We start from the raw sequence: 11,302 nt of genomic DNA, 5'->3' as shown, positions 1-11,302 counted from the left end.
AGGCCCTTTTAGGTTATAATGAGGGCATACCAGACTACCAACAAACGCTATTTGCAACTTGACAGGGGGGCTTACTTATTGAAATAGAACAAAAAACTCTGTTCAAACGCCAGGTATGCCGTTAAAATACAAACGTTAATTTTTACCGGACAACACTGACTCATGATTCATGGTTCGTGGTTCGGCTAGCGGCCATTGAGGGGCTCTGCGCCCAGACTTACAACTTAGTACCTATAACTTAAAACGTAAAACCTATAACTCAAAACTTCACAGCGCCATAACTCATCCCTCGACTAACGGTCCTGCATCACGAATGGCGCTTCAGCCATGACTTCGGCCGCTTATTTTTCTCTGGCCAGAATGTTCTCTGCCAGTTCAAGAAGGTGGTTTTTCCTGTTTTCACTGACAGAGATGGCATGGAGCGCAGCAAAAGCTTTTTCGCTGAAATTGTCCATCTCTGTTTCGGCAAAACCCCTCACATCGAGATCGTTATAGATTTTTGTTACCGCTGCTACTTTGTCCGCTTGTTGTGAGCCGATTAGCGTTAGCAGTTCTTCCCTTTGGGCCGTACCGGCCAACTGGAATGCTTTGAGCAGTAAAAAGGTTTTTTTATCGGAAAGAATATCACCACCAATCTGTTTTCCGAACTTTTCCGGATCGCCATATACATCAAGTATATCGTCCTGAAGCTGGAAGGCAAGTCCGAGGTTTACTCCAAACTCATAAATCAGTTTCGCATCGTTTAAATCCGCACCGCCGATAATCGCTCCGATCTGCAATGCACCGCCAAGTAAAATTGCCGTTTTCAGCCGGATCATTTCGATATATTCCGGAATGGACACGTCATCACGTTTTTCAAATTCCATATCGAGGAGCTGACCTTCACAAACACCCTGTGCGGTTTCATTGAACACATCAAGTACCTGTTTGAGGTAAGTAACCTCGGTTTTGGTCAGGTGTTTATTAGCTTCGACCATCATGACATCACCGCTCAGAATGGCGGTGTTGGTGTCCCATTTTTCGTGTACCGTCGGCTGTCCGCGGCGTATAGGCGCCTGGTCCATGATATCGTCATGAATCAGCGTAAAATTGTGAAAAACTTCGATAGCAAGCGCTGCATGCAATGCCTTTTCCGGTTCGCCGCCAAAAAGGTCGGCCGCCATGAGTACGAGAACGGGTCGTATACGTTTGCCGCCCAGGTCAAGCAGATAACGTACAGGTGCATATAAGTTTTGGGGATGATCGGGCAGTTTGTATTCCTGAAGCCCTTTGCTCAGGATTTCCTGATAGGTTTGTAACATAAATTAATCCTGTACCAGTGAAAAATCGATCTGTCTTTTGCCCAGATCCACCTTTTTCACTTTTATGGTCACCTCGTCTCCGAGCTGGTACTTTTTCTTTTTTCTTTGTCCGACAATGCAGTAATTTTTTTCATCGAGCACATAAAAATCATCGCTGATTTCGCGCAGCCGCACCATTCCTTCGCATTTGTTTTCCTCGATTTCGACATACATGCCCCATTCGGTAACACCCGAAATGATGCCTTTAAATTCCTGGCCGATATTATTTTCGAGGTACTCTGCCTGTTTGTATTTTACTGAGGCCCGCTCGGCATCGGCAGCGCGTTTTTCTGTTGCTGAGGAGTGTGTACACGCCACTTCGTAAGTTTCAGCATCGACAGATTTGCCCCCGTCAAGGTAATGCTGAAGCAGCCGGTGCGCCATGACATCGGGATACCGCCTGATAGGCGAAGTGAAATGCGTATAATAATCGAATGCCAGGCCGTAATGACTTGTCTTTTTGGTCGTATAGATCGCTTTGGCCATCGACCGGATAGCCAGAGAGGTAAGCACGTTTTGTTCCTTTTTGCCTTCCACATCCTCCATAAGGTGGTTTAGCGAACGGGCAATTTCCTTATCAGACTTTGTGCTGATCCTGTAACCAAACCTTGCCGCAAACTGGGCAAAGGCGGTCAGGTTTTCCATGTTCGGGGAGTCATGCACGCGGTACACGAATGTAAGTTTGTTTTTTCCCTTCTGCTTTTTGCCAATAAATTCGGCAACACGCCTGTTGGCAAGCAGCATGTAGTCTTCAATAAGCTTGTGGGCATCTTTGCGCTCCTTTACGTATACACCAAGCGGCTTCCCCTCATCATCCAGTTTAAATTTTACTTCGGTGCTTTCGAAACTGATCGCCCCGTTTTTGAACTTACGTTCCCGAAGTTTATAAGCCAGCCGGTTTAAGGTTTCGAGCTCGGTAGCATAAGTGCCAGACTTGTTTTCAATAACTTCCTGAGCATCTTCATAACTAAAACGATGGGCGGAATGAATGACGGTACGGCCAAACCACTCCTGCACAATATTAGCATCGTCATCAAGTTCGAAGACTGCGGCAAAACAGAGTTTGTCTTCGTTCGGCCGAAGTGAGCACAAGCCATTGCTGAGCCGCTCAGGCAGCATCGGGATGACCCTGTCTACCAGGTAAACGGAGGTACCCCGGCTGTAGGCTTCTTTATCCAGTTCGCTGCCGGGAAGGACGTAGTACGAGACATCGGCAATGTGAACCCCAATTTCATGGTTGCCATTCTCCAGTTTCTGGTAGGAAATCGCGTCATCAAAATCTTTGGCATCAGCCGGGTCGATCGTGAAGGTCAAAATATTTCTGAAGTCGCGGCGTTTCTTTATCTCCCCGTCGGGTATAGCTTCATCTATTTCTTTCGATTCTTTTTCTACCTGGTCCGGAAATGATAGCGGGAAACCAAACTGTGCAAGAATGGCGTTCATTTCGGTATCGTTTTCGCCCGGATTGCCGAGAATATGTTTAACGCTGCCAACGGGGTTTTTTGCGCCCTCCGGCCAGTCGGTCAGACCAACCAGAACACGCTGTCCGTTTCTGGCACCATTCAGCTCGTCGAGTGGAACAAAGATGTCCTGCAGCATTTTCTTGTCATCTGCAATCACAAAGGCGAAACGTTCGGAGATTTTAATCACCCCGGTAAAGTCCATCTTGGCCCGCTGAACAATTTCGATTACTTCGCCCTCATTCCGGCGTCCGCTGGTTTTTTTTGCAAATACGTAAACCTTGACCTTATCGCCATGGAGAGCATTTTTTAGTTTCCGGGGAGCAACAAATACGTCTTTTTCAAACTCATCATCAGGAACGATAAAGGCAGAACCATCTGCGGTCATGTCTACAGTTCCTGTTATAAAGTTTTTCAGCTCTTTTAGTCTGAACTTTCCTTTTTCCGGTTCTATGAACGTGCCGCGCTCGGTCTCTTCGCGAAGAATGTCATAAATAGTATCGCGCGATTCCTGATCGTTCAGATTAAGCTTGGCAGAAACCTGCTTGTAGTTCATAAGCTGATTGCTGTTTTTTTCAAACACATCGCCAATCAGCTTAAGCAGGATCAGTCTGAGATGTGAGGATTTTTTCTTTGCCATAGGTCGTGCGGAATGTTTCGAAGATACGGTTTTGGTACCAAAATCAGGCCGTTTTCCCGTCTGAATATGTTATATTGCCCGTTTCCGGCTACCGGGAACCTCGTTTAACTGCTGATCCTGTATAATTTTTCTATGGAACTCTACTACTCATTTTCTGTCCTGATTGTTCTCGCTTCGTTCTTTGCTTACCTGAATATCAGGTATCTGAAGCTGCCATCTACCATTGGTGTAATGCTCATCGCCATGGCTGTTTCTATAACCCTGGTTGTTACAGGCAATATTTTCCCGAAAACGCTGGGCCACCTGTCGGGTTTGCTGAATGATGTCGACTTTACTGAAGTATTGATGGGCGCAATGTTGAACTTTCTGCTCTTTGCCGGTGCAATCCATATTCATCTGGTCGACCTCCGGGAGCAGCGTCTTCCGGTGGTGGTCTTTTCAACAGTGAGTGTCATTATCTCGACGCTGGCCGTTGGAGCAATCTTTTATTATGTGTTTCCGTTTCTTGGTATGCAGGTGCCGTTTATCTACTGCCTGCTGTTCGGGTCACTCATTTCCCCGACCGATCCAATTGCTGTACTAGGTATTTTAAAGGAGGCAAAAGTGCCCAAAGCACTTGAAACAAAGGTTGCCGGCGAGTCGCTGTTTAATGATGGTGTGGCGGTAGTGGTGTTCGCGGTCATTTTGCAGCTGGCTCAGGGGAGCGAAGTGGATCTATCAGTGGGCAATGTGAGCTGGCTGCTGGTAAAGGAAGCGGTGGGCGGCTTTGTGCTTGGCACGCTGCTGGGACTCGGCGCGTCTAATGCCATGCGAAAGATTGACGATTATAAGGTCTCTGTTCTCATTACGCTGTCTGTCGTAATGGGCGGTTATCTGATTGCGCATGCCATTCATATCAGCGGGCCGCTTACCATGGTTGCAGCCGGACTCGTTATCGGCAATTACGGAAAAAATACGGCCATGTCTGAAGTTACACAAGATTACCTGAATAAATTCTGGGAGCTTATAGACGAAATACTGAATGCGATCCTGTTCCTGTTTATTGGCTTTGAACTGCTGATCATACCAAATATCTGGTCGTACTGGCTGGTCGGCCTGGCTGGGATCGTAGTGGTGCTGTTTTCCAGGTTTGTGTCGATCTGGATCCCGGCCAAACTGGTTCCCTTCAAAACGAAATTTGATTCGGGCACCATCAAAATCCTTGTGTGGGGCGGACTGCGCGGCGGTGTCTCGATCGCGCTCGCGTTATCTATGGACGAAGGCCCATACAAAGGGCTGCTTATATCAATTACCTATTTTGTGGTGGTATTTTCCATTGTTGTTCAGGGGCTGACAATTAAAAGACTGGCCAACAAGGTGCTTCCCAAAGAGGACTGACCGGCTCCCGGGATGTTAATAACTCGGCGTTATTATTGCTAAATATTTTAGTAATTTTGTTGGCCCTAACGATTAGCCCATGATAAAAGTAAATGATCTGCTCTACGGAAGTATTGAACTTCCGCAGGTTTTTAAAGAACTGCTTGAAACGGCGGCATTGAAGCGGCTGGGTGGTATTCATCAGAGCGGGGCTATTTTCCTTGTCAACCCGGACGTTCGCCATACCCGCCTTGAACATTCTATCGGTGTGGCACTGCTGATCCGAATGCTGGGAGGTTCTGAGGAAGAGCAGATAGCAGGGTTACTTCATGACGTTTCGCACACCGCTTTTTCGCATGTAGCCGACTATGTATTTGAGCGTGAATCGGAAGACTATCATGAGAAAATTTTCGCGCAGGTGTTGCATGACTCCGAGATACCGGCCGTTCTGGAAAAGTTTGGATACAGCCTTGAACGGCAACTAAGCGGTGACTTTTCTATTCTCGAACAGCCGCTTCCAAACCTCTGTGCAGACAGACTGGATTATACATTAAGGGATGCGCTTTACGCTGGTATCATCGGTCGCGGCGAGGCCGGAGAATTTCTTAAAAGCTGTACTGTTCATGACGGACGGATCATGGTCGAAGATGAGCAGAAGGCAAACTGGATTAATGTGGTCTTTGACCGTCTGAATAACGGGTTTTTTATGCATCCGCTTTATATGTATGCGAATAAAAAAATGGCTGTACTGATCAGGCAATTTATAGATAACGGACAACTGACCGAGGCGGACTTACTGAAAGATGATACGCACCTTTTAAATAAAATAAGAAGCACCGTCGATGGCCGCGAGGCCATACAAGCTATCCGCAGGCAGGAAGGCTTTCAGACTTTTCTTAAAAAAGAGCACTCGTTCAAGATCAAAAAAAGATTTCTGCGGGCGCTTTTTATCTAGATTGGCGGGCAGCAGGCTACATTTGGTCTAAAAAATCTAACATTGACGCATTCTGCGGAAATGATTACATTTATAACCAATCGAACCTAAACAAATATGAACCCATCTGCCAAATCCAGAAGAGACTTTATCCGTAGTGCAGCCTTCGCCGGCGGCGGTCTCGCACTTAGTACCGTTTTACCGTTTAATGCATTTGCGGCATCAGGAAAAAAAGAGTTTTTTAAGATCTCGCTCGCACAGTGGTCACTAAACCATGCGTTGTTCTCAGGGAGTTTAAAAAATATCGATTTCCCGGAAAAAGCTAAGAAAGACTTCGGTATTGACATTGTTGAATATGTGAGTCCTTTCTTTCAGAAACAGGAGCAAAACGCTGCTTATCTGAAAGAACTGAAAAAACGTACGGACGACCTTGGCGTAACAAATCACCTGATTATGATAGACGGGGAAGGCGACCTGGGCAATACGAACGAAGGGGAACGAAAAAAGGCGGTTGAAAACCATTACAAATGGATCGATGCAGCACAGGCATTGGGTTGCAGGACGATCCGTGTAAATGCAGCGGGGCGTGGTACGCCTGATGAAGTAAAAAGCGCAGCCATTGAAGGGTTAGGAATGCTGTCTGATTATGGAAAGCGTCATAAGATCAATGTTATTGTAGAAAACCATGGTGGTATATCTTCTAATGGCCAATGGCTTGCTGCGGTAATGAAAGGCGTAAATAATTCGTACTGCGGAACGCTTCCCGATTTTGGAAACTTCAGAATCAATGAGCGGGAAGAATATGATAAGTACAAGGGCGTACGCGAACTTATGCCGTATGCAAAAGGGGTAAGTGCGAAAAGTTTCGATTTTGACGCGGCCGGAAATGAAAACACCATCGATTACATAAAGATGTTTGATATAATCAAGGCTTCTGGCTGGACTGGGATTGTCGGCATTGAATACGAAGGTTCAAGGCTGTCTCCTGATGAGGGCATCCGTAAAACGAAAGCGCTCCTGGAACGCATGCGCGATCGTTACAAATAGTCACATGCCGTCTGCATTACCAACTGCTTCCTGCACCGCCGCCGCCCGACGAACCGCCGCTGCTTGAAGAAGAGGAACGCGAAGAACCCGAGGAGGACCAGGATGACGACGATGATGAAGATGACGAGCTGCCTGAAGATTCCTGGATCCGCGCAATAGTGAATTTTTCCTGTTGTTCTGCTCCGCAGTTCGCACAGCTATATGTGGCCCAGCCCCAGCCACCGGCACTTTTTGTAGCGCGTTTAACAACTTTCCGGGTTTTAAACTGCAGGGTTTTCGCTTTACAGGTATCGCAGGTTTTTGCTTTGCTGTCAAGATTCTCGTAAGACAAAACAAGCCGTTCGCCGCAGGGTGCGCATTGCCAGACATCATAGTCTACAGACAATAAAGATTCTTCTTTTTGCTGAGCTGCATTGAGTGCTGTGTCGTCCTGTTCTTCGTCCATCCGCGTCATTAAGTTTCTGCAATGCCGGCAGATATAAGGCGCATGTCTGTATTTTCTTAACCGGTTTTTGAGTAGCGGCCACAGGAGAATTAACAGGGGCAGCGGAAATATGTATACCGTCCAGTCAAGGCCGTGAATTTTTCTGTTCAGGTAAATGTACCGGGCGTGACGGTCGGCGGCGGTAGTTCGCATACCAGCTGTAATCACTAAAAAGTAAATATTTGTGCAGATAGCCAGCGCCAGGTAATAGGCCAGCAGCGCCGCCCAGACGCTCCAGCGTATCACGCCAAAAAGTATTGTAACGTTGATAAAAATCAGCGGTATGAAAATCAGGATTTTATATAAGCCTCCCGACCCGGCATTGTTCGCCGATATGCGGATCAGCAGCAGCCCGGCAAAGATCAGGTAAAGAATGCTGCCGGTAACCAGCGTCCCAAGCCCGGCATCCTGTGAAAAAAAAGCGGGTTCGCGGGCCTCATAGGGAGGCTCTGCAGGGATGGCGGTCATATCGTCAGCTGCGGGCGGTTCGGGAACAGCGTAAGCAGGCGGAAGAGGCGCGACCGGCAGGGCAGTATCAGCCTGCGTGGAATCTGCTGTGGCAGCTGGCTTGCCCTCATTCTCAACCTGATTGATCACTGCTTCAACGCCACGTGTAACTGCCTCGTCATATTTGCCCTGTTTAAGCAGAGGGACCATATCCCTTTGCTGTATGCGTTTGCAAATCACGTCCGGCAGTGGGCCTTCCAATCCATAACCCGTTTCAAACTCGATCCTGCGTTGGTCGATAACGAGTAAAATCAGTAGTCCGTTATCTTTTTCGGCATCACCTATCTTCCATTTTCTAAACAACGCATGGGCGGTTTCTTTTGGAATCATATCGCCGGCCGATTTGACGACTGCAACGTCAATATGGGCTAATCCTGCCTGGTCAAGCGGCGACAGGCGGCTATTGAGACCGGCTACGGCAGACGCAGACAAGATGTTGTCGGGATTACTTACGTAAGACTCATTCAGCGTTTTTGGATCGGGTATCCGATTAAGCGGGTCTTCAGCTTGCTTTTCTGAACAGGCTATCAGGTTCAGAAAAAGCAAAATCAGTAAGAAACGAAACACAAGCGCCGGGCGAAGGTCTGACAGGTGCATAAATTAAAAGGTCTCGGGAAATAACGGTCTACCTGTTAATTTGTTTGCATGTGAAACTGTCCATCGCATCGAGAACCGCTACACCCGCGTCAGCCGGGCAGGGATTTTCACGCTCGCTGCGGAAGTAGGCAACAACGGCTTCAATCATGGGCTGCTGAACGTGTTCCAGTGAGGGAAAACTGAAGGTTTCCGTTCCCGATCCGGTGTGGAGGCTGACCGGCTCCTGGCTGAAAACCGAAAAATCCAGCTTTCCTGATGTTCCGGTGATGACACAGCGATCTGTTTCAGAAGCTGCGTTGAAGATCCAGCTGCCCGTAAAAAGTACATTGTTGCTGAATTGTAACTGTCCGGATACCGCATCATCAGCCTCATAGGCTTCGCCCTGGTTGCAGGCCAGACCTGCCTGTCGTTGTACATCACCAAAAAAGTATAACATCAGATCAAGCTGGTGGGGGGCAAGGTCATGAAAGAGACCACCACCAGAAAGCGAAGGGTTCAGTCGCCATTGCATTTTTGGCTGCCGGAGGGCTTCAGCCGGGAGCGGGCGCTGATGAAACTGCAACGACGCAAGGAGGGGGCTGCCGATAGATCCAGAGTCGAGCAGTTCCTTGATCTTCCTGAAATAAGGTTGTTCCCTGCGGTAATGCGCGACCGCAAGTTTAACACCTGCCTGTTCGGCGGCCTGTTGCATGCGGCGGGCACTTTGTGCATGCAGAGCCATAGGTTTTTCAACATAAACAGGCTTGCCGGCCGCAAGGGCAGCGAGGGTATATTGTTCATGGGTGTCGGGTGGTGTGGCAATATAGATGGCATTTACACCGGGGTCATTGATCAGTTCGTCAGCACTCGTATATGAGCGCGATACGTCATGCCGGCGTGCGTAATCGGCAACCTTAGCAGGGTCGCGGCGCATGACTGCAACAAGACGGGAACCAGGTATCTTGCTAAAAGCGGGCCCGCTTTTTACCTCTGTTACATCGCCGGCGCCGATCATTCCCCAGTTGATTTGTTTCATGTTTCTATGCTTTTGCCACTAAGAAACGAATTTCAGGTCGGTTAACGTAAGCCGTTTGGACAAACGGATGCTGATTTTGAAAAAAATATCTTGTTAATTATCAATTTGTTTGGGAAAGAACTTGATAAACGCGGTCTGAGTCTGCTTGACGGAAAAACCGAAAAAATTTATTTTTGCTGAATAAACGGCATTGCGAAATGTGTTTTGCCGTTACAGCTTTTCCTATGGTGCAAGGGTAACACGTCAGATTCTGGCTCTGAAGATCGTGGTTCGAATCCATGTAGGAAAACGACAAAAGCCCTGTAGTCTTTAGATTACAGGGCTTCTGTTTAATGTATGTCTTATTCCCTAACAGTATTCGGCGGTTAGGCACGTTGCGATCTCGAAAACCCGGTATGCAGGCATTATGCAGACTTTGCTGAAAATACCCAGAACCGAATCAACGGATAATTAAAGCTGTAAGAAACGAGCAGATCGACCCCAATCCTGATAAACTTATAATCAACTTTCAGGAAATTTGTCAGCAGCCAGGTTGCTGAAGCTTTGAGGGTGATACTGCCAAGTATCATGGCAATAAAACGTGTAAGCTGCGGTGCCGCTGCATTGGCACTAAGAAAAACCCACCTGCGGTTGATGTAAAAGTTGATGAGTGCCCCGACGGTGCCCGAAAGGAAAATGGCCAGGCTTAGGTGTATGCGCGCATAGTCAACCAAAAGGATCATAATTGCATAATCACTCAGGCCGCCCGCAAGTGCCGCTACCTGGGCTTTAAGAAACAGAATGATACCAGCTTTTTCCGGCCGGTACTTGTATATTCTGCTTAGCTTTTTCATTGGCCAGCAAAAGTACGGTTCTGGTCTGAAAAATGTAAACAAAGAAGCGCACAATATAGGCAACCCGGCCCGATAAATTACCCGGCCCTGACCGCCCACCCCAGCGGCAAGAATCAAAATAACAGGGTGCGGGTGCAGGCGGAACCATGGCCCGGCGATGGCCGGAACCTCCGGATTTGTCAGATGAATTTTCCGATTTCGGGATTCGTCAGAACGCCGCTACGGAATTGATTCATTTAACGTGAAGCAGTATTCCCGGCAATCAGCCCGTCTTTCACCATTTGCTGCTGAATAGCTTTGACATAGCCCTTCAAGAAACTTTCTATATTGGTTGGCTCGTAAGTTTTAGACTGCGCGGCCCAGATGAGTTCTTCGGTCCGGGCATTGTACAAATTTGTCTCCAAATAATACACCTTTTGCTCGTCATAATAGCCCGGCGCATAGATTGCCGGATACCAATTGCTGTAGTAGCTCCAGAAACTGTTATAATAGCCGTAGCGCATACCCGGGTTCCAATACGCGCCACCGGGAACGTAACGGCTTTCGGTTTCCTGTCTGAGTAGCGCGATGGTCAAAATGGCATCAGCACCTGTTTGCTGGATTTTACCGAGAACCAATTCCCGCCTGGCGCCGGTCTGCGTGCTGAAGTTAGGCGGAAATATTTCGATACTTTTGGCCACAGACAATCCACGTTGCTGCAATTCCTGTTGAAGACCGTTCTCTACCGCCTGTTTGACGGGAATGTTGCTCGTCATGGCTGCCACAAAAATGTTGCGGTAGCCTGTAGCCGTTGCATTGTCCTTGCGCCAAGATCCTGTTATCATTGTGGTTGTACCACAGGCAGCCAGCAAAAGTACCAACAGCCATAAAATGCTCGGTTTTTTCATATATGTTTAGTGTGATAGTGCAATTGTTATATTGTGAGTTGCTGGATCAGTTAGATGAAAGCCAAGTAGCGATTTAGTCACTATTTTTAGCTTTTTACAATCCCTGTTGTGGTTAACAGGCGTTCAGCGCGCCAGGTTTCGGAGATAGGCATTTCAGGTAATTATTTGAGCAGGCGCGTAAATTGTACAGGTATAAGTTTCC

Annotated in this window: 9 protein-coding genes; 3 read left to right on the top strand and 6 right to left on the bottom strand. The window is 47.7% G+C overall.

The genetic code is table 11. The features are described from left to right. Window positions 1-341: 341 nt before the first annotated feature. Window positions 342-1,301, bottom strand: a complete 960-nt coding sequence (locus tag EJV45_RS02575; RefSeq protein WP_129714080.1) for a polyprenyl synthetase family protein — start codon at window positions 1,299-1,301, stop codon at window positions 342-344. Between the two features lie 3 nt (window positions 1,302-1,304). Next, window positions 1,305-3,440, bottom strand: coding sequence for a ribonuclease R (rnr, locus tag EJV45_RS02570; protein ID WP_129714079.1), 2,136 nt, complete (start codon window positions 3,438-3,440; stop codon window positions 1,305-1,307). Between the two features lie 132 nt (window positions 3,441-3,572). On the opposite strand from rnr, the gene EJV45_RS02565 reads away from it, so the two are divergent. The 3 genes from EJV45_RS02565 (at window position 3,573) to EJV45_RS02555 (ending at window position 6,777) form a co-directional block, all read left to right on the top strand. Then, window positions 3,573-4,817: a sodium:proton antiporter gene (locus EJV45_RS02565; RefSeq protein WP_129714078.1), complete on the top strand. Its 1,245-nt coding sequence runs from the start codon at window positions 3,573-3,575 to the stop codon at window positions 4,815-4,817. A 79-nt stretch (window positions 4,818-4,896) separates the two neighbouring features. After that, entirely contained in the window at window positions 4,897-5,751 is an 855-nt protein-coding gene (locus EJV45_RS02560) for an HD domain-containing protein (RefSeq protein ID WP_129714077.1), read from the top strand. Between the two features lie 96 nt (window positions 5,752-5,847). Continuing rightward, a complete protein-coding gene (locus tag EJV45_RS02555) occupies window positions 5,848-6,777 on the top strand; it encodes a TIM barrel protein (protein WP_129714076.1) in 930 nt (309 codons plus the stop codon). Between the two features lie 16 nt (window positions 6,778-6,793). Here the strand turns inward: EJV45_RS02555 and EJV45_RS02550 are convergent, their stop codons facing one another. The 4 genes from EJV45_RS02550 to EJV45_RS02530 form a co-directional block, all read right to left on the bottom strand. Continuing rightward, the gene (locus tag EJV45_RS02550) at window positions 6,794-8,365 is read right to left on the bottom strand and encodes a YgcG family protein (RefSeq protein WP_129714075.1); all 1,572 of its coding nucleotides are present in this window, start codon (window positions 8,363-8,365) and stop codon (window positions 6,794-6,796) included. A gap of 28 nt (window positions 8,366-8,393) precedes the next feature. After that, a complete protein-coding gene (locus tag EJV45_RS02545) occupies window positions 8,394-9,380 on the bottom strand; it encodes a Gfo/Idh/MocA family protein (protein ID WP_129714074.1) in 987 nt (328 codons plus the stop codon). A 404-nt stretch (window positions 9,381-9,784) separates the two neighbouring features. Then, window positions 9,785-10,213, bottom strand: a complete 429-nt coding sequence (locus EJV45_RS02535) for a GtrA family protein (RefSeq protein WP_129714073.1) — start codon at window positions 10,211-10,213, stop codon at window positions 9,785-9,787. Window positions 10,214-10,449: 236 nt separating this feature from the next. Next, window positions 10,450-11,100, bottom strand: a complete 651-nt coding sequence (locus EJV45_RS02530; RefSeq protein WP_129714072.1) for a hypothetical protein — start codon at window positions 11,098-11,100, stop codon at window positions 10,450-10,452. Window positions 11,101-11,302 lie beyond the last annotated feature (202 nt).

It is taken from the genome of Pedobacter sp. SYP-B3415 (assembly GCF_004138205.1).
Taxonomy (GTDB): Bacteria; Bacteroidota; Bacteroidia; order Sphingobacteriales; family Sphingobacteriaceae; genus Pedobacter.
The sequence above is the reverse complement of the archived record's forward strand: the minus strand, read 5'-3'. Positions and strand labels throughout refer to the sequence as shown.

Excerpts from the sequence above, each read along its gene's own strand:
- EJV45_RS02560 (WP_129714077.1), top strand. The coding sequence starts at position 4,897 with ATGATAAAAGTAAATGATCTGCTCTACGGAAGTATTGAACTTCCGCAG.
- EJV45_RS02530 (WP_129714072.1), bottom strand. The coding sequence starts at position 11,100 with ATGAAAAAACCGAGCATTTTATGGCTGTTGGTACTTTTGCTGGCTGCC.
- EJV45_RS02535 (WP_129714073.1), bottom strand. The coding sequence starts at position 10,213 with ATGAAAAAGCTAAGCAGAATATACAAGTACCGGCCGGAAAAAGCTGGT.
- EJV45_RS02565 (WP_129714078.1), top strand. The coding sequence starts at position 3,573 with ATGGAACTCTACTACTCATTTTCTGTCCTGATTGTTCTCGCTTCGTTC.
- EJV45_RS02550 (WP_129714075.1), bottom strand. The coding sequence starts at position 8,365 with ATGCACCTGTCAGACCTTCGCCCGGCGCTTGTGTTTCGTTTCTTACTG.
- EJV45_RS02555 (WP_129714076.1), top strand. The coding sequence starts at position 5,848 with ATGAACCCATCTGCCAAATCCAGAAGAGACTTTATCCGTAGTGCAGCC.
- rnr (WP_129714079.1), bottom strand. The coding sequence starts at position 3,440 with ATGGCAAAGAAAAAATCCTCACATCTCAGACTGATCCTGCTTAAGCTG.
- EJV45_RS02545 (WP_129714074.1), bottom strand. The coding sequence starts at position 9,380 with ATGAAACAAATCAACTGGGGAATGATCGGCGCCGGCGATGTAACAGAG.
- EJV45_RS02575 (WP_129714080.1), bottom strand. The coding sequence starts at position 1,301 with ATGTTACAAACCTATCAGGAAATCCTGAGCAAAGGGCTTCAGGAATAC.